The sequence below is a fragment of the uncultured Capnocytophaga sp. genome, from assembly GCF_963525585.1.
Lineage (GTDB): Bacteria > Bacteroidota > Bacteroidia > Flavobacteriales > Flavobacteriaceae > Capnocytophaga.
Genome location: NZ_CAURLX010000010.1, coordinates 1 through 21,658, shown reverse-complemented (window position 1 = coordinate 21,658; position 21,658 = coordinate 1). Strand labels below are relative to the sequence as shown.

General features: G+C 37.9%; 24 protein-coding genes and 1 pseudogene. 8 read left to right on the top strand and 17 right to left on the bottom strand.

Annotated features, from left to right (window positions below):
- Positions 1 to 15: 15 nt before the first annotated feature.
- The 3 genes from RYK20_RS03945 to RYK20_RS03935 are packed head-to-tail and all read left to right on the top strand — an operon-like array spanning position 16 to position 2,398.
- On the top strand, positions 16 to 723 hold the full coding sequence (locus RYK20_RS03945) for a hypothetical protein (RefSeq protein WP_314894492.1): 708 nt from the start codon (positions 16 to 18) through the stop codon (positions 721 to 723).
- A gap of 34 nt (positions 724 to 757) precedes the next feature.
- Positions 758 to 1,228 (top strand): CAP domain-containing protein, encoded by a 471-nt coding sequence (locus RYK20_RS03940; RefSeq protein WP_314894491.1) that lies wholly within the window; start codon positions 758 to 760, stop codon positions 1,226 to 1,228.
- Between the two features lie 12 nt (positions 1,229 to 1,240).
- Entirely contained in the window at positions 1,241 to 2,398 is a 1,158-nt protein-coding gene (locus RYK20_RS03935; protein WP_314894489.1) for a GAG-binding domain-containing protein, read from the top strand.
- Positions 2,399 to 2,436: 38 nt separating this feature from the next.
- Here RYK20_RS03935 and RYK20_RS03930 read toward each other — a convergent pair whose 3' ends face one another.
- The 12 genes from RYK20_RS03930 to alaS all read right to left on the bottom strand — a co-directional run bounded on the left by RYK20_RS03930 (position 2,437) and on the right by alaS (position 13,351).
- A complete protein-coding gene (locus tag RYK20_RS03930) occupies positions 2,437 to 3,108 on the bottom strand; it encodes a response regulator transcription factor (protein WP_314894488.1) in 672 nt (223 codons plus the stop codon).
- The gene (locus RYK20_RS03925; RefSeq protein WP_314894487.1) at positions 3,078 to 3,527 is read right to left on the bottom strand and encodes an acyl-CoA thioesterase; all 450 of its coding nucleotides are present in this window, start codon (positions 3,525 to 3,527) and stop codon (positions 3,078 to 3,080) included. The genes RYK20_RS03930 and RYK20_RS03925 overlap by 31 nt, the downstream gene beginning before the upstream one ends.
- Positions 3,502 to 4,776 carry an ABC transporter permease gene (locus tag RYK20_RS03920; RefSeq protein WP_314894486.1) on the bottom strand — a complete coding sequence of 425 codons (1,275 nt, stop codon included), beginning with the start codon at positions 4,774 to 4,776 and terminating at the stop codon, positions 3,502 to 3,504. The genes RYK20_RS03925 and RYK20_RS03920 overlap by 26 nt, the downstream gene beginning before the upstream one ends.
- Complete coding sequence (locus RYK20_RS03915) at positions 4,773 to 5,519, bottom strand: ABC transporter ATP-binding protein (RefSeq protein WP_314894485.1); 747 nt, start codon at positions 5,517 to 5,519, stop codon at positions 4,773 to 4,775. Before RYK20_RS03915 ends, RYK20_RS03920 begins: the two co-directional genes overlap by 4 nt.
- A complete protein-coding gene (locus RYK20_RS03910) occupies positions 5,516 to 5,911 on the bottom strand; it encodes a hypothetical protein (protein ID WP_311456180.1) in 396 nt (131 codons plus the stop codon). The genes RYK20_RS03915 and RYK20_RS03910 overlap by 4 nt, the downstream gene beginning before the upstream one ends.
- Positions 5,908 to 6,345, bottom strand: a complete 438-nt coding sequence (locus RYK20_RS03905; RefSeq protein WP_311456179.1) for an acyl carrier protein — start codon at positions 6,343 to 6,345, stop codon at positions 5,908 to 5,910. The genes RYK20_RS03910 and RYK20_RS03905 overlap by 4 nt, the downstream gene beginning before the upstream one ends.
- Positions 6,346 to 6,348: 3 nt before the next feature.
- A complete protein-coding gene (locus RYK20_RS03900) occupies positions 6,349 to 7,269 on the bottom strand; it encodes a M48 family metallopeptidase (protein WP_311456246.1) in 921 nt (306 codons plus the stop codon).
- 1 nt (position 7,270) lies between these two features.
- The gene (locus tag RYK20_RS03895) at positions 7,271 to 7,597 is read right to left on the bottom strand and encodes a DUF4288 domain-containing protein (RefSeq protein ID WP_311456178.1); all 327 of its coding nucleotides are present in this window, start codon (positions 7,595 to 7,597) and stop codon (positions 7,271 to 7,273) included.
- A gap of 11 nt (positions 7,598 to 7,608) precedes the next feature.
- A complete protein-coding gene (locus tag RYK20_RS03890; protein WP_297977907.1) occupies positions 7,609 to 8,172 on the bottom strand; it encodes a LemA family protein in 564 nt (187 codons plus the stop codon).
- A 43-nt stretch (positions 8,173 to 8,215) separates the two neighbouring features.
- On the bottom strand, positions 8,216 to 10,327 hold the full coding sequence (feoB, locus tag RYK20_RS03885; RefSeq protein WP_311456177.1) for a ferrous iron transport protein B: 2,112 nt from the start codon (positions 10,325 to 10,327) through the stop codon (positions 8,216 to 8,218).
- A complete protein-coding gene (locus tag RYK20_RS03880; RefSeq protein WP_311456176.1) occupies positions 10,320 to 10,565 on the bottom strand; it encodes a FeoA family protein in 246 nt (81 codons plus the stop codon). The genes feoB and RYK20_RS03880 overlap by 8 nt, the downstream gene beginning before the upstream one ends.
- A gap of 146 nt (positions 10,566 to 10,711) precedes the next feature.
- The gene (gene alaS / locus RYK20_RS03875; protein ID WP_314894484.1) at positions 10,712 to 13,351 is read right to left on the bottom strand and encodes an alanine--tRNA ligase; all 2,640 of its coding nucleotides are present in this window, start codon (positions 13,349 to 13,351) and stop codon (positions 10,712 to 10,714) included.
- Between the two features lie 145 nt (positions 13,352 to 13,496).
- Between alaS and RYK20_RS03870 the strand changes: the two genes are divergently transcribed.
- Positions 13,497 to 14,366 (top strand): hypothetical protein, encoded by an 870-nt coding sequence (locus tag RYK20_RS03870; protein ID WP_311457503.1) that lies wholly within the window; start codon positions 13,497 to 13,499, stop codon positions 14,364 to 14,366.
- A gap of 78 nt (positions 14,367 to 14,444) precedes the next feature.
- Here RYK20_RS03870 and RYK20_RS03865 read toward each other — a convergent pair whose 3' ends face one another.
- Positions 14,445 to 15,224 (bottom strand): class I SAM-dependent methyltransferase, encoded by a 780-nt coding sequence (locus tag RYK20_RS03865; protein WP_311457504.1) that lies wholly within the window; start codon positions 15,222 to 15,224, stop codon positions 14,445 to 14,447.
- A gap of 219 nt (positions 15,225 to 15,443) precedes the next feature.
- Here RYK20_RS03865 and RYK20_RS03860 point away from each other — a divergent pair, with 219 nt between their 5' ends.
- Entirely contained in the window at positions 15,444 to 16,580 is a 1,137-nt protein-coding gene (locus tag RYK20_RS03860; RefSeq protein ID WP_311457505.1) for a PLP-dependent aspartate aminotransferase family protein, read from the top strand.
- A gap of 94 nt (positions 16,581 to 16,674) precedes the next feature.
- On the opposite strand, the gene RYK20_RS03855 is transcribed toward RYK20_RS03860, so the two are convergent.
- The gene (locus RYK20_RS03855; RefSeq protein ID WP_311457506.1) at positions 16,675 to 16,827 is read right to left on the bottom strand and encodes a hypothetical protein; all 153 of its coding nucleotides are present in this window, start codon (positions 16,825 to 16,827) and stop codon (positions 16,675 to 16,677) included.
- 115 nt (positions 16,828 to 16,942) lie between these two features.
- Between RYK20_RS03855 and RYK20_RS03850 the strand changes: the two genes are divergently transcribed.
- Positions 16,943 to 17,767 carry a thymidylate synthase gene (locus RYK20_RS03850; RefSeq protein WP_311457507.1) on the top strand — a complete coding sequence of 275 codons (825 nt, stop codon included), beginning with the start codon at positions 16,943 to 16,945 and terminating at the stop codon, positions 17,765 to 17,767.
- A 71-nt stretch (positions 17,768 to 17,838) separates the two neighbouring features.
- On the opposite strand, the gene RYK20_RS03845 is transcribed toward RYK20_RS03850, so the two are convergent.
- Entirely contained in the window at positions 17,839 to 18,492 is a 654-nt protein-coding gene (locus tag RYK20_RS03845) for a hypothetical protein (RefSeq protein WP_297981027.1), read from the bottom strand.
- Between the two features lie 123 nt (positions 18,493 to 18,615).
- On the opposite strand from RYK20_RS03845, the gene RYK20_RS03840 reads away from it, so the two are divergent.
- Together RYK20_RS03840 and RYK20_RS03835 are read left to right on the top strand one after the other, a co-directional pair.
- Positions 18,616 to 19,932, top strand: coding sequence for a hypothetical protein (locus tag RYK20_RS03840; RefSeq protein WP_311457508.1), 1,317 nt, complete (start codon positions 18,616 to 18,618; stop codon positions 19,930 to 19,932).
- Positions 19,933 to 20,005: 73 nt separating this feature from the next.
- Complete coding sequence (locus RYK20_RS03835; RefSeq protein WP_314894483.1) at positions 20,006 to 20,533, top strand: hypothetical protein; 528 nt, start codon at positions 20,006 to 20,008, stop codon at positions 20,531 to 20,533.
- Here RYK20_RS03835 and RYK20_RS03830 read toward each other — a convergent pair.
- Together RYK20_RS03830 and sufD are read right to left on the bottom strand one after the other, a co-directional pair.
- Positions 20,530 to 20,646, bottom strand: a pseudogene (locus RYK20_RS03830) (Crp/Fnr family transcriptional regulator); the annotation flags it as partial. The gene RYK20_RS03835 and the pseudogene RYK20_RS03830 sit on opposite strands and share 4 nt — an antisense overlap.
- Before the next feature lie 95 nt (positions 20,647 to 20,741).
- Positions 20,742 to 21,658 (bottom strand): Fe-S cluster assembly protein SufD (sufD, locus tag RYK20_RS03825; protein WP_314894482.1); only part of this gene is annotated, 917 nt, incomplete at its 5' end.

Genomic DNA, 21,658 nt, shown 5'->3' with positions numbered 1-21,658 from the left:
AGATAAGAACAAGGTATGAGACTTACTTTTTTCCCTTCTTATGAGGAAGTGTTTGCAGAGGATACACTCAAAGGGATTTTTTATCCTGTATGTAGGGTGGTAGATGAACGCTACCCTTGTCCTCTTTATATTGTATCTTCTAATGGACTCTTTTTTGATGAGCAATATATAACAGATCAGAACTCACATATTTATACCTTGTTTGATATAGTGGATGGACGATATGTATTTAATGGAGATATTCGCTTGTATAAGGGTTATGAAGTGATACAAGAGGTTTTCCTTATTCTACAAGAAGATTTTGTAAAGAATAAGGAAAAATATTCTCCCTTATTGAGAACTTCTATTCACGATAAGGCCTATGACTTATATGTAGAAGCTCTTCTGCCACAAGTAGCCCACCTTGCTCTTTCCTTTAATTTTGCTTATTATGCGAAGACTTTCTTATTGTATCACTTATCAAAGGAGAGGTATAAAGAAGAAGGCGTGCATACTACTTATCGGGTAGGTAAAGAAATAGTTTTGGATAATATTGATATGCAAGGGAGTTATGGGGATATAGAAATGAGTGCAGAATATATTTTTCCAGAAAGTATGCATTTTGAGAGCTTTGAATTTGTAGGTTCTATCTATGGTGATGATTTCTTTGCAGAGAGTAATGATGTAAGCCTACTTTATCAGAAAGATACTCATAAGGTTTTGATAGTAAATAGTTGTTCATAAATAATAATTCATTAGTTTTCAATGGGATACAGCTATGTTGCATAAGCTTTTATATTTCTTTTTGCTAAGCTCTTCTATAGTAATAGCACAAGAGACTAAGCCTCTGGACAAGGAACTACTTTTGGAAATGATTAATGCTCAAAGGACTCAGGGATGCCAATGTGGGGATAAGTATTATCCAGAGGTTTCTCCCTTAGTATGGAGTGATAAGCTTGCTTCTGTAGCACAAGCGCATAGTAATGAGATGGCTCAGCGTAAGCAACTGACCCACTATAGTAAGAATGGAGCAGACCCAGGTAAGCGACTCTCTAAAGCAGGCTACCGTTGGCAAGCCTATGCAGAAAATGTTGCGATGGGTTATTCTGATGAAGAAACTGTTGTACAAGGCTGGATAAGTAGTCCAGGGCATTGTGCCAATATAATGAATCCTAACGTGAAAGAAATGGGGGTAGCACGCAAAGGGAAATATTGGACTCAAGTCTTTGGAAGTGAAAATTATAAATAAAATACCTATAATATGAAAAGTTTTTTTAAGATTTCTTTTATGGCATTAGCCATTGGTCTTTTGGCCATAGGATGTAGTAAAAAAGAAGATGATGAAGTAACCCCTAATCCTAAAAATCCTTCTAATCCTACCAATCCTTCTAACCCCAGTAATCCTCCTGTAGCTTCCCCATTGAAGTTTACCCCTGAAAATCCCTCTGTAGAAGTGGAGAAAACAACTACAGTTAGCATAGTAGGGACTTGGAACACTACTGACAAGGTAAAAATAGACAATGAGGAAGTTGCTGCTCTACAGGGTGCAGTTCAGGACAACAAACTTACCCTCTTAGGTAAAAAAGTGGGAACGACCAAAGTACATATCCTCTCTGCTGACAACAAAGAAAGAGGAAGTTTTGAGCTTACTGTAAGCCCTAAACTTTTGCTCTCTTTCACCCCTGAAAAAGCCGTTGTAAAAGAAGGAGAAACCACTACAATTACTTTCAGTGGCGTATGGAATACTACCGATAGAGTACAAATTGTGAATGGGGAAATAGCTCAACTACAAGGCAATGTAACTGATAACAAAATTACCCTTTTAGCCAAAAAAGCAGGGACTACCAAGGTAGAGATTTTCACTCAGGACAACCGCAGTCGAGGCAGTTTTGAAGTATCTGTGTATATCTTGGCCAGCACCCTCAAGCTACCTCATAAGAATCCCTTACCTCACTATAGGACAGATATTACCGATCGAGAAGAATACAAGCGCCTGATAGAAGAAAGACTTGTGGCTTATGAAAAGCTAATGCTCAAATTAGAGAATTTAGAAAAATACCCTCTTGATATATATCGTTATAATGACCAAAATAATTTATATCTCGAAGGAATAAGAATCTCCAGAGCTGCAAAACAATACTATAAGGAGAATAAAGATACTGCCAGCATCAGAGACCTAAAGAATACTTATGAGAACCTACACCAATATGGAGTTTGCTATGCAGAAGTAGAGATTATGGTTCGTATAGCTGAGCAATATCGCAAGAAATATCCTACCCATACCGAGATAGAGAATCTTATTAAGGAAAATTTCAATGGAGAATATGGCAACATAGATGGCCCTAATCTTACTGATTATCTCAATAGAAATATGGTTACTACCTATAACAAAATTATTGATATTGTAAACACCTTATAATAAAGAAAAATAAAGAGTGAAAAATGATTTTTCACTTTTCACTCTTTTGTCAATTTATATCCCACACCTTTAATGGTCTTGAGGTTAATACCCTCTATCTTCGATCTAATATTCCGAATATGAACATCTAAAGTACGACTATGGGAAAACTCCTTATCCCATATTGCTTGAGTAATTTCTTCCCGAGTGAATATTGTATTAGGCTTACTGGCAAGAAGAGAAAGTAGCTCAAATTCTTTCTTAGGAAGGAATATTTCCTTATCTTTTTGGATAACACTATATGTATCGGGGCGGATAGAAAAACTGTCAGATGAGGGGGGCGTAACTCTCTCTCGGGAACTTAGCCGAAGGAGGGCTTTTATCTTGTATAATAAAAGTTTGATTTTGGTGTCTTTATAGATAAAATCATCCGCACCAGCCTCAAAGCCTGCCAGAAGAGCATACTCCTGATGTGTCTCTGCTAGGAGAACAATAAGAGAGGGTGTTCCTAAGGTGCGAATCTGTTGGCATAACTCCACACCATCAGGATCTTCTAGAAAGATATTTATAAGAATCATATGAGGAGTTACTTTCTTTAGGATATTCAGGGTTTTTTTGCCTTCAGTTGCCGTTAGGGAATCAATTCCTTCTCGAAAGAGATAATTTGAGGTAGCTTCTAACCATTGTGAATCACTATCTACTAGGAGGATGAGAGGTGCTTCTGTCGCCATTGTTCATAGAAATTAGGGTTATATAAGCAAAGGGTGCCTTCTTTCAAAGAAGTGAATACTTGTATGGTTTCTCCTGTACAAACTACTTCTCTCTGTTCATTATAAATAACATATTGGAAGACTAACTTGGCACTAGGAGTGTCCATATAGTGTGTTTCTACTTCGATAAGCTCTCCATAACGTACCATTTTCTTATGTTCACAGAGACTTTTAATAATTGGGGTTGCAAATCCATTTTTTTCCATTTCTAGGTAGGAAATTCCATATTTTCTCCCAAAAGCTTCTCTTCCTTCCTCAAAATACTTGATGTAGTTCCCGTGCCATACAATACCCAGAGGATCTGTCTCACTGAATCGTACCCGAATTTGGATACTTTCCTTTAGAGAAGTGGGCTTATATATTTCTTTTTGTTTTGCCATATAGGATAGAAATTATTATACAAGAAATAAAAAACAAACCAAGATAGCCTATTTTTGGCAGTACAGAGAGGAAAGAGCCCTGTCGCAGGAGTACCTCATAGAAAGCCTGTAAAGCCCAATTCATAGGAGAAAGTTTAGCAATGGTTTGCATAAAGGGAGGCATTACGAAGATAGGAATCCATATACCTCCTATAGCAGCTAATATCACTGTGAGAGTGGCTCCTAAGGGGGCTGACTGCTCTTGAGTTCGGCAGAGTGTCCCTAAGAGAACTCCTATTCCTATAGCGGCTAATCCTGCTCCTAAAGCAATCAGTGATAAAATTTTTATATTTTCTCCTATTTCAAGAGGAGGAAGTCCTAAGTACGGAAATATATACATTCCTATGGCGAGCATCATAAAGAACTGTAATAGGCTAATACACAGAAATACGAATACCTTAGCCAACAGGAGCTCTCCATAGGATAAAGGAGAAGTAGAAAGGCGGATATAAGTACCCTGAGTTCTCTCCTTTACAATGTTGGTCGAAAGAGGAATAGTGATAAAAAAGATAGCAAAAAGAGTCCAAGCGGGTACATTGTGCTGTACCGAATTAGGAATCTGTGCCACAGATGTAGGATTAATCTCAGTAAAAGTAACAAGGCTTCCTTCTGTAGGGAAAGGAAGTTGCTTACCTTCACCTAACTCCTTCTCAAAGGCTGTGTATATAAATTGGTTCTCTACTTGGTACATCATCTTGTCAATATGAGTCTTGACCATTTCTTTGAAGGAAAGGGGTAAGGTAGGGTCAAAGTAGAGGTGTATTTCCTTGGTTTCAAAGGGTTTGATAGATTGTTCATCAGTAGTATCCTCCATAAAAGCGCTCAGTATTCTATCTACCTTTTGCTTCACTTCACTCTCCAAGTCTTCTGATAGGTCAGCAGGGAGCACAATTGCTATAGGGAATGTTCCTTCTCGCACTATTTTTTTTGCTTTTTTTTCATCAAGATTCCTGATGGCATCATCAGAGAAAATGGTAAAAAAACCGCTCTCTTCCATACTCTTACGTATGTGTTGGCTTATCGTTCCGTGATCATTATCTACCAAAATAATTGCCGTTTTCTGTTCGGTAATGTTACGAAAAGTACTGTCCTGTAATAGAGTAACGGTAATGACCAAGAGCAAAGGCATTATAAAAAGAATCAGAAGTCCTCCCCAGTCTCGGCTTATAAGGAGTATTTCTTTGCGAATAGAAGCTAGAAATCGACTCATAGTATGGAATGTTGGGTGGTTAGCTGAATAAATACTTCTTCTAGATTTTGGGCTTGGTGTTGCTTAATGAGAGCCTCAGGAGTATCTTGACAGAGAATTATACCTTGGCTTAGAATAGCCACTTTATCACAAAAGTCTTGTGCTTCCTGCATATGGTGAGAAGTGTAGAGTACCGACATTCCTTGTGTGTTCAGCTCCTTTAAGTATTCTATAATGATGTTTTTAGACATAACATCTACTCCAACAGTGGGTTCGTCTAGGAAAAGTACTTCAGGGGTATGGAGGATTCCTGCGATAAGATTGATTCTACGCTTCATACCTCCAGAAAAATGTTTGATTTTCTTATCGGCAACCTCTAGAAGAGTAACTCTATCAAGGGCATGTGTTATTTTTTGTTGGAGATTTTTTCCTCTTAGCCCATATAGGCTTCCGAAGTAAGAAAGATTCTCTCTTGCTGTTAGGGTAGGGTAGAGGGCATATTCTTGGGGAACGACACCTATCTTATGAAAAATCTCTTTGGATTGCCTAGGAAATGATAGATTAGAGATAGAAAAATCACCAGAAGTAGGCTTTATACTACCCATTAGAATAGACATTAGAGTCGTTTTCCCTGCTCCATTGGTGCCTAATATTCCAAAAATTTCTCCTTTCTGAACGGAAAAAGACACATCTTTTAGAGCAAAGTTCTCAGAAGAACGATATTTCTTATAAAGATGAGAAATATGAATGGCTTTTTCTGTCATTTGAAAGGATTTTTTAATTCTTCTATGGAGATTCCAAAAAGAGAAGCATATTTCTGAAGTGTTTTCTCAGATAACTTTTTGAATACTTGTGGTTTTTTGTGTCTTTTGATGAGCCATTGCCATCGGTTCATATAGCTGGCTAAGGTAGCCCAATCCATACGAGTACGTAGCATATAATAGGGGATGGGACTTTGCTTTCCAGCTAGGATAAGTTCTTTTGCTTCCAGAAGCTGTTCTTCCAGTAGGCTGATGGAGGCTTGTATAGCAATATCCTTTACTTCCCATCCTTCACTAAGGGAAGTGGTATAATTTCCTTCATTATCAGTTACATAATAGACTTCTTGGAGTTCTCCTAAGGCACCTTTATCGTGAGGGACTTCGTTCTCTTTCATTGAATAATCTCTTTGATAAACAAATTCATTTGTGCTTCTGCTAACAATGAATTCTGATAATATACAGAAGCTTCCATTGCACAGAGGCTATACTGCTCGTCATCAAACCTTGATAAGAGCTTAGCACGGGTACATATGGCTTGTGATGCAAGGGGTAATTCATATATATCAGCTCTTTTTATAGCACTGATATAACCTATAACATTTTTAGAAACATCATTGATTCCAAAGAAAAATTGCCCTACAATAGCAGAACAGGTTTGTGCCATATTTTCAATTAAGCCAGCTTCCGTAAGGTGTCCTTTTTCAAGAAAAATACCATTTTCCTTAATGAAAAATTCAGTAACAACACTTGTATCATCTATAGCTGTGATTGTATCCACCATTAGCATAGGAGGACGATGAGGAAGATATTTGCCAATAGAAATATTCATATACTAATACTGTTCTAATACTTGGATACGTTTGTTGATAGGAGGATGGGTAGCGAAAAGAGCAAGAAATCCTTCTGCTTTATAGTCAATAAAGAGTTCTTTTACTTCATCATTCTTGATTTCTTTGATGGTAGAGTCTCCTGAAATCTTCTTTAGAGCGCTTGCCAGAGCCAATGAATTTCGAGTGAGCTCCACGGCACCTGCATCTGCCATATATTCACGAGAGCGAGAAAGTGCCAGCTTAAAAAGAATTGAAAGTAAATAAATTGCCCCTACCACCAGCAGGATGATAAGAAGTACAGCTCCGCCTCCTCCTTTGTCATTCTTACGATTCCTTGAAGAAAATCCTCCTCTTACCAACATTCGTAAGGTAATATCAGCAAGAGTGGCGAAAATTCCTACAAAGACAATAGTTACAATCAGTAATCGGACATCACGATTGCGAATATGGGTGAGCTCGTGTGCAATCACTCCTTCTAATTCTTCATCATTAAGAGTATTGATAATACCTCGTGTGAGTGTAATGGCAAAAGTCTTCTCATTAATTCCAGAGGCAAAAGCATTCAAGGCGTCACTTTCTATGATATAGAGCTTAGGCATTGTCATTCCTACAGACATACACAGGTTTTCGGTCAGGTTATACACCCGCATATTTTCTCTTCTTTCCAATGGTTGTGATTGGGTAGCCATCTGAATCATCTGAGTATGGAAAAAATAGGAAATAAAAAACCATATAGTTACCCCTATGATAACAATAGGAATGATAGAAAGGAACTGGGCATTGGTTGTTTGTATTTCTTGTTCTGAGAGTATATATAATACCACATATACCCCTACTAATATGAGTAAGGGGAAAGCCAATAGAAACAGTATAGACTTGGTATTGTTCCTTATAATTTGTTGTCGTATCCCGAGGTATTGCATATTATCCCAATGAATTTCTATTATATAAGACTTCAAACCTACTATAGGCTTGCAAATCTGTAAAATGTCGAGAATAGAGCTCTGTTACTTTCTCATTATCCTCTCTAAGCTGATGGGTAACCTCCACCACTTGTAAGAAAGTGGTTTGGAGCGTTTCTCCATAGATATTCTTATAGGTTCCCTCACAGGATTTGCCATATTGTTGAGCAATTTCTCTAGCAGAGTCTTCGGAGGCTTCCTCTATAGAAAGAATTGTTTCATCATAGGTTTTTGTTCCTGTATGGAGGTTTTCTGTTTGTAAGAGAACAAGAGCTATATATTTAGACATTTTATTCATTCTTAAAAAGAAATCTCAGGAGCTTTATCCAACTGCTTACGTTGTTCAGTTCCTAAATCAAAGAATGGCTGGGGTGTCATATGCTTAAATCCTGCTACAATATTGGTAGGGATAGACTGTATAGCGGTATTCAGCTCCTTAGTGGTGGAGTTGAAATAACGACGTACAGAAGCCAATTTGTTCTCAATATCAGCTATCTCCTGTTGTAGGTGCATAAAGTTGGTATTGGCTTTGAGTTCGGGATATGCCTCTACTTGTACGTTGAAGGCACTCATTGCTGAGGAAAGCTCCTTTTCTGCCTCTATTTTGTCATTTACTCCTGTTGCACTAAGAGCGCGGGAACGTGCTTGGGTGATTTTGGTAAGCACTTCTGATTCGTGATTCATATATCCCTTTACGGCAGCGACTAGCTGAGGGATCAAGTCGTGGCGTTGCTTGAGCTGTACATCAATATCTGCAAAGGCATTTTCTCGGTTATTGGCAAGAGCCACGAGTTTGTTGTTGGCACTGATATACCAAAATACAATAATTGCCACGATAGCAAGGGCGATAATTAATCCAGTCATATGATAAATATTAATAGTTTCTTAAATATATAATAGTATATAATTAGCTAAGTAGCTGGTAAGCCATAAAGGCAGAAAGATAGGCAAAACCTGTCATAAAGAGCCATTGAATAATTGCCCACTTCCAGCTATTGGTTTCCTTACGAACAATAGCAAAGGTACTAATACATTGCATAGCCAAGGCAAAGAAAAGCAATATCGAAACTCCTGTTGCAAGGTTGAACATTGGGGTGCCATCGGGACGAATTTCCTCCTTGAGGCGTGTAATCACAGTGCGTTGCTCAGCTTCTCCTTCCTCCACATCTACATCGCCTAAACTATAGATAGTTGCCAAAGTACTTACAAAAGTTTCTCGCGCAGCAAAAGAACCTAATACTGCAATACTTACCCTCCAGTCATATCCTAAAGGACGAAATACAGGTTCTACCCATTTGCCCATATTCCCCAAGAGAGAATTTTCTGTACGATAACTCATTAGGTATTTTTCCTTTTCACTTTCTCCCCAGCTATTCTTAATCGCTAATGCTTCTGTATGAGCTTCTGCATTATTATATTTTTCTCCTATACCGTGTGTTTGTAAGAACCAAATAAGCACGGTTATAAAGAAGATAATCTTCCCTGCATTGACTACAAAAGCCTTTGATTTCTCATATACAGTCAGTAACACATTTCGTGCCAAAGGTACTTTGTAGGTAGGCATTTCTACAATAAAGTAAGACTTGAAAGAATGCTTTAGAACTAAGAATTTATTGAGAATCCAAGCAGAAAATATAGCCATAAATACTCCTAATATATAGAGTGCGAATAGTGCAACTGCTTGATTGTCAAAAATAAAATAATTTCCCTCAGGGATCACTAGCTTAATCATAATGAGGTAAATAGGAAGCCTCGCCGAGCAGGTAATAAAGGGAGTAACTAAAATGGCAATAAGGCGTTCACGCCAGCTTTCGATTGTACGAGTTGCCATTATGGCAGGAATGGCACAGGCAGCTCCTGAAATAAGAGGAATAGTTCCTTTTCCATTAAGTCCAAAAGGGCGCATAATTCTATCCATTAGGAAGACTACCCTACTCATATAGCCACTTTCCTCCAATAGGGAAATAAAAAAGAAAAGCAGGGCAATCTGAGGTACGAAAGATACTACTGCACTAAGTCCAGGGATTACCCCATCTACTAGAAGAGAGGTTAAAGAGCCTTCAGGAAGTGCTTCCGATAGGCTCTCCCCAATCCAACCTAACCCTGCTTCTATCCAGCCTTTGGGGTACTCACTTACATAGAAAATCATCTGGAAAATGAGCAATAATATTCCCATAAAGATAAGATATCCCCACACTTTATGTAAAAGTATCTTATCCAATAATGCTCGTGTACCTACTGAATTTACCTTATAGTTATTCTTTAAGGCATTATTGATAATCTGATAGCGGAGAATCGTTTCTCGCTGTTGCATTCGCTTAATTTCAGCCTCAGTTTTGATGTTTTCTTTTTGGATTTCTACTTTACGTAGGCTACCAACGACTTCAAAATTCTGAGAAATTACCATCCAGAGCTTGCTAAGTTCCTCTTTGGGAAATTTTTCCTTCAAAGATTGGAAATAGCTAGGGTCAATACGACTAAGGTCTATCAGAGGCTCTAGAGATAGTTTTTTATAGTTGATAATGAGTTCTTTAAGCTGTTCTAAGCCTGTTTTCTGCCGTGTACTGATAAGAGCGATACGTGTATGAAGGGAGGCTTCCAAAGCAGGAATATCTATAGAGATGCCCCTAGGCTTCATCCTATCAGCCATATTGATAGCAAGAATTGTAGGTATACCCAAATCCTTAATTTGAGTAAAAAGATATAGATTTTGCTTAAGGTTCTCTACATCCGCAACGACTACCACTACATCGGGGAAATCGATATCATCCTTATCCAAAAGGCAACTTACAGCCACCTTCTCATCCATAGAGTTAGGATTGGTACTATAAGTTCCTGGCAGGTCATAGATACGAGCGTTAATTATTTGAGAAAGCTTACAGAAGCCGACTTTCTTATCAACAGTAACACCAGGGTAGTTCCCTACGTGTTGGTTCATCCCTGTAAGAATATTGAAAATAGAGGATTTACCTACATTAGGGTTCCCAATGAGAGCTACTTTTATTTCATTCTTACTCATCTGAATTTTCTTTAGTAAATTCTACTTCAATATATTGTGCCATTTCCTTACGAATAGCTAAGTGGGTGTCATTAATAACCAGATAAAAGGGGTCTCCCAGAGGAGCAACTTCTATAAGTTCTATTTCATTGCCTGGTAAGCACCCCAACTCCAAGAGCTTGATAGGAAGCATCTCAGTATGAATATCCTTGATAAGATATCTCACTCCTCGTTTCATTTCATTGACCGTAAGCGTCATTTTTATTTATACTTATTTTAAGCGACAAAAATACTATTTTTTTTTAAAGTATGAAAAAGAAATATGGAGAACCTTAAAAAAATATATAAATAAACAGGCAACACCATAAATTTATCTGTGTTGCCTGCTAGTATTAAGAGGTGTAATTAGGCTTGTAGATATTCTTTTGCCTTATCAAGGGCTTCTTGAATACCTTCTGGTTTTTTACCACCAGCGGTAGCAAAGAAAGGCTGACCTCCACCGCCACCTTGGATATATTTACCCAACTCGCGTACGATTTTGCCCGCATCTAAGCCTTTGTTCTTAGCTAATTCCTTGTTGATATAGCACAAGAGCAACGCCTTACCATCTTCTTGTGTAGAGCCAAAGAGGATAAAGGCATCTTTGACCTCCTCACCAAGCATAAAGGCTAAGTCCTTGAGGGTAGCCATATCCAAATCCAAGCGCTTAGTAAGACACTGTACATCGCCAACGGGAACAAATTCGCCCTTGAGTTCACTCTTAAGCTGTTTGGCCTGCTCTCTCTTGAGTTGTTCCAACTCCTTATGTAGGCGTGCATTTTCCTCTTGTAAGTTAGTGATGGACTTGATAGGATCTTGAGGATTCTTAAGGGAAGACTTAATCTCCTCCAAGAGTTTCTCTTGTAACAAGAAGTGCTTGAGGGCACCCGCATTGGTAATAGCTTCTATACGGCGCACTCCTGCAGCTACTGCGCCTTCAGAAACAATCTTGAAGAACCAGATGTCTCCTGTATTCTTTACGTGAGTACCTCCACATAGTTCCCTACTCTCACCAAACTGTATCATACGTACCTTATCACCATACTTTTCCCCAAAGAGTGCCATAGCTCCTGCATCCAATGCTTGTTGGATAGGAATATTGCGATGTTCCTGAAGCGGAATTTTCTCATAGATACGTTTGTTCACTATTCGTTCTACCTCAGTAAGTTCTTCTTGAGTAAGCTTAGCGAAGTGAGAGAAGTCAAAGCGCAAAGCCTCGGGTGATACATGTGAACCCTTTTGCTCCACATGAGTACCCAATACCTCTCTTAGAGCCTGATGTAGCAAGTGAGTGGCACTATGGTTAGATTGAGCCAAAGTACGACCTACAAGGTGCACTTCCGCCTTGAACGGATCGGTAAGGTTTTCAGGCAGGTGTTCCGCCAAGTGGATAATAAGGTTGTTCTCCTTCTTCGTATCTATAATATAAGTGATTTCTCCATTGGCTGACTGTAGGGTTCCTCGGTCTCCTACTTGTCCTCCTCCTTCAGGATAGAAAGGAGTGGTATTGAACACCAATTGGTAAAGGGTGCCGTCCTTTTGGCTCTCTACTTTACGGTATTTGACCAAGCGAACCACTGCTTCCAAGGTGTCATATCCGATAAACTCTTCTTCTTCGTCATCACGAAGTACTACCCAGTCACCTGCTTTCACTTGAGCGGCGGCACGGGAGCGTTCTTTCTGCTTTTGGAGGTGCTCCTCAAAAGAAGCTTCATCCAAGGTCATCCCACGTTCTGAAAGGATAAGGGCTGTAAGGTCTTTAGGAAAACCATAAGTATCATAGAGTTCAAAAGCTTTACTACCTGAGAGTTGCTTATCGGTAGTATTCTGTATCATCACATCGAGCATAAGTAGCCCTTGTTCCAAGGTACGCAAGAAAGAAGCCTCTTCTTCCTTAATCACACTCACAATCAAGAGAAACTCTTTTTCTAGCTCAGGGAAAGTACCACCCATTTGCTTAGCCAAAGTTTCTACCAACTTATAGATGAATGGCTCTTTCTGTCCTAAGAAAGTAAATCCGTAACGAATGGCACGGCGCAAGATACGACGAATTACATAACCTGCTCCATTATTGGAAGGCAATTGCCCATCAGCTATAGCAAAGGCGACCGCCCTAATGTGGTCGGAAATTACACGTATCGCCACATTGATCTGTTCTTGTTCGGGGGTTACTTGTATACCATTGGTGTAGCGAGTTTTAGTAATCTCTTCCACCTTTTGGATTAGGGGGGTAAAAACGTCCGTATCATAGTTGGACTGCTTGCCTTGCAGTACCATACAAAGGCGCTCAAAGCCCATACCGGTATCCACATTTTGTGCAGGAAGTTTCTCCAAGGAACCATCGGCCTTACGATTGAACTCCATAAAGACATTGTTCCAAATCTCAATCACCTGTGGGTGATCATTATTAACTAAATCACGACCCGCTATCTTGGCTTTTTCTTCAGCAGAACGAATATCTACGTGAATTTCAGAACAAGGACCACAAGGACCTTGATCGCCCATTTCCCAAAAATTGTCCTTTTTGTTTCCTAAGAGGATATGATCTTCGGCGATACGCTCTTTCCAAATATCATAAGCCTCTTGGTCAAAAGGGACTCCTTCTTCAGGACTTCCTTCAAACACAGTTACATATAAGTTTTCCTTAGGAATTTTATATACTTCAGTGAGTAGTTCCCAAGCCCAACTGATAGCCTCCTTCTTGAAATAATCCCCAAAAGACCAGTTGCCTAGCATCTCAAACATAGTATGGTGGTAGGTGTCACGCCCTACTTCCTCCAAATCGTTATGCTTACCCGATACACGAAGGCATTTTTGGGTATCCACTACTCGTTTTTGCTTAGGCTTAGCATTTCCTAAGAAAAATTCCTTGAACTGGTTCATCCCTGCATTGGTAAACATCAGGGTGGGGTCGTTCTTAATCACCATAGGAGCAGAAGGAACAATAGTATGTCCTTTCTCCTCAAAAAACTTTAAGAATAGTTGTCTTATTTCTTGTGAAGTCATATGCGATATAATGATATATTCCTGAATTAACCCGCAAATATACGATAAATATTCATATAATCCAATACTTATTAAAATATTTTTGTATTACATAAATTCATATATTTGCGCCTATATAACCCTTAATTTATATAAAACAATAAAAATGAGAACATTTAGTTATTTTTCTGTGGCACTGTTAAGTACAGTGGCTTTAGTTTCTTGTTCTAAGGAGGATAATACTCCTGCAGAATCTTTCTTAAAAACAGTAGCAGAAGTAAAAGTAGATGAATATACCATCCGCTTACAGAATGCTTCAGGATCTTTTGTAATGGGGTATAATGAGGTGGTACTTACCGCTGTGAAATCCTCAGGAGAGCAAGTAGCTATAGAAGAGGCTACTTTCTTCCCAGAGATGGAAATGTACAAAAGTGATAACAATGGCGGATATACCAAAGAAGTAAATCATAGGCATTCCTGCCCTCACACCACACTAGCCAAAGTAGGAGACCAATGGAAATCCCAAGCTCTATTCCAAATGACAACAGGAGCTACAGGAAGCTGGTATGCTAAGCTTACTTATAAAATAGCAGGTGTTAGTAAGACAATAGATCGTTTAGACTTTGTGGTGAAAGCACAGACCAATACTGCTCTAGGAAAGGTGGGAAGGTTCAAAGTAACTTCTAATACAAATCCAGATGGACAGATGCATTTGTATGCTATTGTAGCTCCTGAAAAACCTATAGCAGGAGACAATCAGCTTGCTTTAGGAGTATGGAAAATGGAGAATAAAAACAGTTTTCCATCAGTTACTGATTTCACAATAGAGGTGAAGATAACAGAGAAAGGAAATACAGCAGTTCTCTCTACCTCTGAGCTTCGTTATTCAGATTCTTTCTATAGGGGTAATGTAACTTATCCTAAAAAGGGAAGCTATGTGCTCACTTATACTATGAAAGATGCTCAAGGAAATGTTATCCAGCCTAAAGATAATGCAGGTAATGCAGTAATTCTTGCTTCCGAAATTAGTTTCTAGGCATATATTTATGATGATTGAGCCGTTACAATTCAAAAATGTAACGGCTTTTTTATAAATGAATATATGGGAAAAATTTTATGGTTTCTGAGCGATAATAGCTACTGCATCTAGGCTTTCTTGGTGCTTTCTGAAGCAAGCTTTCATTTTCTTTACTCGCTTTCTTAATTCAGGGAAACGAAGAAGATTAAAGGTGATGAGTAAAGTACGGAGCCATCCTTCGTCCTCAATCATACGCCTCCGTTCGAGTAATAACATAGGATTATGAGCTACTTTGATTACTTTAAATCCTTGTTCTTCTAGCAGTTCTGTCCATTCGGCAGTGGTCATAGGGCGTGCATGTACACGAATGGTAGCACTGAGTTCCTTGAAAATATCCTCTTTGACTTCTTCAGAGACATTATCAGGCTTGATGCCTAGTTCATGAATTCCATAGTAACCTCCACTTTTAAGAATACGAAAGGCTTCCGTAATAATTGCTTTTTTTTGGTCTAGAGGTTGCATTGTCAGCATTGCTTCACCATATACCTTACTAGCATAATGGTCAGGAAGAGTGCTTTGAGCGGCATTGGCAATAATGATTTTAGCCTTGTCATAATGGATTCTTTTACGAGCAATAGCCGCAGCTTCTTCATTAAGATCAACTCCTGTATAACTCTTAGGGTGGTAACTACAAGCAATATTGCCTGTAAAACCTAACCCAGGGGCAAATTCTACGATGTTATCTTCAGAGGTGATATTCATACCTTCTATGAGTTTTTCGGTGAGTTCTCTACCTCCTGGGCGCAATACACGCTTACCGAGCTTGGCAAGAATCCAGTGTCCTTGCTTTTGATTGAGAGTGTTTTCTTTTTGCATAAACAATAGGAATCTTTTTTATTACAAAAGTACAAAAAAGACTTGGGAATCTTTATTTATTTTAAATAAATATTTTTAGGTAATTCTAAATGATAAAATGATTTTTTCTTCTTTTTTAGAGAAAAAAAATAAAATATAATTTATTTTGCTGGTTTGTAAAAAAATTGTACTTTTGCAACGTGTTTTTATAAAAAACATTTATCTTTAAAATATATACATATGAAATTTGAAACAACAGCAATACACGGTATCCGAACTACTGATACAGAGGTAAATACGTGGGGAAGTACTATAAATATGGCTTCTACTTTTCAGCTTAAGGAGTTTGGAGTAACACAGGAATTTGAATATAGCCGAGTATCCAACCCAACACGTAAGGATTTTGAGACATTGATTGCCAAGCTGGAGAGCGGAAAGTATGGCTTTGGTTTTTCCTCAGGAATGGCGGCGAGCACCTCTTTATTTACCATTTTTGAGGCAGGAGACCATTTTGTTTTTGGATTAGATATTTATGGAGGAACTTTCCGTATAATGAAAGATATTTTCTCCAAATTTGGCTTGGAAGCTAGCTTTGTAGATACTACAGACTTGGAGAATATCCGCAAAGCAATAAAGCCTAATACCAAAGGAATTTTCATAGAAACGCCTTCTAATCCTCTCTTAGATGTAACCGATATCCGTGGTACTGTAGCTATTGCCAAAGAATATGGGCTCCTTACGATTGTGGATAATACATTTCTTTCACCTTATCTACAGCGTCCCTTAGAACTGGGTGCTGATATCGTAGTACATAGTGCAACCAAATACCTCAGTGGGCATAATGATATTATTGCTGGAGCCATTGTAGTTAATGATGCTACTTTGGCAGAGAAAATCAGCTTTGCTCAGGTGGCTATTGGTGCGTTAATATCTCCTTTTGATAGTTGGTTATTGGTGCGTAGTATTAAGACACTAAAGGTGCGAATGGATTATGCACAGAGTAATACACTAAAACTTATAGAATTCCTCCAGCATCATCCTGCGGTAGAGAAAGTATATTATCCTACTCTTGAGAATAATAAAGGAAAAGCCATACAGGAGAGTCAGGCTTCAGGAGCAGGAGCTGTGTTCTCTTTTGTAATGAAAGATGTAGCAAAGGTGAAGACTTTCTTTGAATCACTTAAGGTAGCTCTTTTCGCAGTTAGCTTGGGAGGAGTAGAGACCTTAGTTACTCATCCTAGTACTCATACGCATACTGAGTTCCCTGAGGAAGAAAAAGTAGCTCGTGGTGTTACCCAAACCCTTATCCGAGTGGCTGTAGGAATAGAAAATATAGAGGATCTTATAGCAGACTTCAAGCAAGCATTAGAAAAATAATAATTAACGCCGATAACTCTAAGCTATCGGCGTTAATTGTTGTTAGTTTTACTCCTCATTCTTCTTTCCTTACCTCATAGAGCAAATAGCTATCTCACCCATTAAGTAAAGCTACAGAAATAAGAAGAAAACTCTTTAGGAACGGTTTACCAGGGTTTGTTATCTCAAAAATAAGAACACCTACCAAGAATAGCAAGCGGAAGATGAAATAAGCACTTCGTGTATCTTTTCTTAAAAATGATTTCATACTTTTCTAATTTAGATTGTTAAGTTATAACAAAGTTTAGGAAGTTTCCAAGAGAAAAGAGAATTTGGTTAATTGGTAAATTATTTCATATTTTTGCATTTAAAAAGAGAAAGAGATGCAAGTTTATAAAGATCTTCTGAATCACATACTTACAAAAGGATATAGCAAAGATGACCGTACTGGAACAGGAACTATTAGTGTCTTTGGTTATCAATTTCGTTGTAATCTACAAGAGGGTTTCCCCTTACTTACTACCAAGCGTATTCACTTGAAATCTGTGATATATGAATTACTATGGTTCCTCAAAGGGGATACTAACATTCATTATCTTACTGAAAATGGGGTGCGTATCTGGAATGAATGGGCTGATGAAAAAGGTGATTTAGGACCTGTGTATGGAGCACAATGGCGCAATTGGAATAATGAAGGAATTGATCAAATAGCTTCTGTAGTCCAGACTCTTAAAACGAATCCTGATAGCAGGCGAATGGTCGTTTCCGCTTGGAATCCTTCGGTGTTACCAGATACTTCTGTTTCTTTCTCAGAGAATGTGGCACAGCATAAGGTGGCATTGCCTCCCTGTCACGCTTTGTTTCAGTTTTATGTAGTAGAAGGGAAGCTTTCTTGCCAGCTCTATCAGCGTAGTGCAGATGCTTTCTTAGGAGTTCCTTTTAATATTGCTTCCTATGCTTTGCTTACAATGATGCTTGCTCACGTATGTGATTTACAAGTAGGGGAGTTTATCCATTCCTTTGGAGACTTACATATCTATAAAAATCATTTGGAACAAGTAGAATTACAGCTCTCCCGAGAACCCCGCCCCCTTCCTCAGATGAAGCTTAATCCAGATGTAAAAGATATTTTCTCCTTTACCTATTCTGATTTTGTTCTTGAAGGCTATGATCCTTATCCAAGTATAAAAGGACAAGTTTCTGTTTAGACGATAAACTATAATAGCTAATCTGGACAGATTAGCTATTTTTATCTAGGAGGTTTAGTTTTTTTTGTCTTTTAGTCTCCATAAGGATATTCTTGTTTTTTTATTGCTAATTTATCCTTACTTATCCAGATACGTATAGTTCCTACAGGTACCATTCTCTCTGAGAAGTCTCCTGTTTTTTCCATTTTAAGGAAGGCATATTGGAAATTTTTAATTCCTTCGGGGGTAATTTCTCCTGATAATACAGATACATCACGTGTTTTTATCTCTATATCAGTAATATCCATATCTAAATAAGCTGTGAATTTATTTCCATTTCCTGAGATAATAGTTCCTCTCCCTGTAGCTTGATCATTAGCTAGAATATCTTCATTTATATAGTCTGTTTTTATCTTGGTACCTCTCTGCTCATAGAACTTAAAACGATAGCTTTCAATCTCTTTTCCTATAGGAAAAGTATCATAATTAAGGCTGGTATATATCATCTTTAAGATACCTGTAGCGAAAATCCCTTGTATATTAGGAGGATTAGTTCCTTCATTAATAGTCATTCCATTAGCAGCCATTTTTCCGATAAACTCTTCAGGAATAATAGCCTTGGCTTCAGCGGGAATGTTAAAGCCACTTGTTTTTACCTGTTTTTCTACGGAATTCTCTGATTTAGAGCACGATATTGCTAATAGTGTGCCAATAGCTACACAGAATGTATAGATTATTCTTTTCATCTTTATTTTTAAATTAGGGGGCAAAAATAGCAACAAATGATCAATTACGAATCACAAATGACAAATAATTAACAGTTTCTTATTTTTTTACTATATTTGTCACGTATTATAATTCTATCTAAGATGAAAAAAGTTATTCTCTTTGGCTTCCTACTGTGGGCGATTTTGGTTGCTCTTTTTATTTTTACCTTTCCTGATAGTATCAATAGTATGGGTTGGGCATTCTATGGAGGTGGTTTCTTAGCGGGTTTTCTCCTTTTGCTTATCGCTATTACTCTTATTTACCTAAGTGGGAAAAGCAAAATTATAAAATATATAAGTATAATACTCGGTATTGCTTTTATTTCTACCATTTTTTGGTTTTTTATAGGAGAAGATATCGTAGAAAATTACAAAAATAGAGTTTTTGCTATCCGAATCCCTGAAAAATACCAATATTGGTATGACTATATTTGGCATATCAATGACGATCATTTCTATTCTTATATGGCACCCCCTAAAGAATTAGATTTTGATAAGCATAAGGAATATATGATTAATGGCTCTTCTAATACTTTTTTCTATGCAGAGGGCAAACTGTTTTACTATTATTATGATGGCTTTGAAAAAGATCTCTATTTTGTAAAAAAGAATAACCAAGGAAAGGGCAGAGACCGATTGATACATTCCAGAGATAAAATAGCAGAACAGGGAGGCGTTTTTTTAGGGAATTACTATATTGATTTTGATGATAACTACTACCATACTTGGCTGGTAGATAATGACACCCTGAAAAAGCCTTTGGAAGTAGTGCCCCATACCGAAAAATGGACGGTTGAGCAACGGAAATCCTTCCTCGCTAAGGTACAAGAGAACGCTACCTACTACTTTCTAAAACATACCGACCGAAAGGACTATTATGGACTAAAGGATTTTCCAGAGGAAGGCAACTATAAGGTAGTGTTCCTCTCGGATGGGAAGTGGCAATTGGCAGAGCTCTATTGCCAGAAGGAAGATTTCGCCGCCCTTGAGCAGGCACGAGGGACACACCATCCCTTTAGGCAAGCCCTTTTGGTACATTTTCCGGAGTCTCCAGTATATGCTCCTGCCAAGAACTTTCGTCCTGTATATATTCATAAAAGTGATACCTATGTCTCCGATGAGGAGGATAGAAAAAATACTGATCCACAGTTTGATAATCGCTATATTGTAGAGGTCTATTTTGATATCAGTCAGCTCGGTCATATGGCATACCTAAAGACCACTTACTTAATGCCCAAGGACTATCAAAAATTCCTTCACGAGCCCAGTACTTTCCTACAAAATGGAGATGAAGAAATGGAAATATTTCACAAAGAAGCCCTCTATTCTCATAAGCAATGGGATTACTCTATTTACTTTATAGATAATGAAATGTATTTTATAACTGACAGATTTGCTAATTTACTAATGGATAATTAGCTAACTATTCTTAGTCATTTAGGAATAGAATTGTAACGCAGATAACCTTTTTTAACTCATCAAAAAGTAAGATATGAATATCATAGAACTCATTAACCTTATCAAGCCTCTTCCTGAATTATTTATTGGCGAACACGATATATTCTGCTTAGAGGCTTTCCTAAATGGTTGGTATTATCGCAATCAAGAAGAGGTAAAAGCCAATATACTCTATAATGATTTTTACTATTGGTTACGCAAGAAATATCATCTTAGGGATAGTAGAGGATGGGCGGATATACTCTTCTACAAATTCAAGACTAAAGAAAAGGCTTTAGATGCTTTCTTTGAACTATTTGACACCTTTTACCAAGAACATATCTCCAGAGACTTTTTTGGCAAAGTGAAATGGCTTATCATCACATTAGAAGATGAAAACTATAATAATTTGGCTCGTTTGCTGAAAGAAGATATGAAATACACCACTTCAGGGACAGAGTTTTGTATCAAATTACAATCTCACTTGAATACAATTTTACAGGAAAAAGACACATATCCAAGAACTCATTTCTCTCTTGTGGAAGAATTATTAAAAGAACTCAATGAAAAAATAACACCTTAGAAAATACGCCTGCGTATTCTGTTGAGGGCTTGGGGAGTAATGCCTATATAGGAAGCAATATATTTCAGTGGAATATTCTGGATGAGTTTAGGGTCATAGATTAAGCAAAATATTTAAAAAACACTATTTTTATAGAAAGATATGATGTAGACAACTATCTATTTCTATAAAAATAGTGTATTTTTTTACTAAGAAATAAAGAAATATCCTAAAAATCAACTGTTACTCCTAATTTTTCAGCAATAATCTGATTGATATAGGCTGAAAGAGCCGGGATTTTTACGCTTTCTAATACGGTATTTGCAAAAGCATAGGTAAGTAGGGCAGCCGCTTCTTTTTTGCCTATCCCACGTGTTTGCAGATAGAATAAAGAGTCTGCGCTGAGAGAGCCTACAGTACAACCGTGTGAGCACTTCACATCATCGGCGAAGATTTCGAGTTGGGGCTTGGTGTATACTGTTGCCTTATCGGAGAGGAGGATATTATCATTCTGCTGATAAGCATTCGTTTTCTGGGCGATTTGTTCTACCATTATCTTACCATTGAACACATTGGTAGCTTCATCGCTTACGATACTCTTATAATCCTGATGACTCTCACAGTTAGGATATGCGTGGTTTACTAGCGTATAATGATCGGTGTGTTGTGAGCCTTTGAGGATACTCAACCCTTTGAGGGTAGATTCTAAATGCTCGCCTTGGTGATAGAAATTGAGGTTGTTGCGAGTGAGTGTACCCCCAAATGAGAAGGTATGCACGCTGGCGTGGCTATTTGCTTCTTGTGAAATATAGGTGTTATCAATAAGAGAAGCGGTAAGGCTATCATTTTGCAATTTGTAATAGTCGAGGAAAGCCTCTTTGGCTACAAATGCCTCGGTTACTACGTTGGTAAGGATAGCCGTAGCAGTATCCGATAAGTTTTGGTGTACTTCAATGACTTTGAGCTGTGCATTCTCGCCCACGGCAATAATATTGCGTGGCTGATAGCAAGTGATTTCTTTTCTGTCATTGAAATACAACAACTGTATAGGTTTATCTACTATTTTTCCTTTAGGTACTTCTATATAGATTCCTTCTGAGGCAAAAGCCGTGTTGAGGGCTGTGAATATATCGCCTTTTTCGGTAT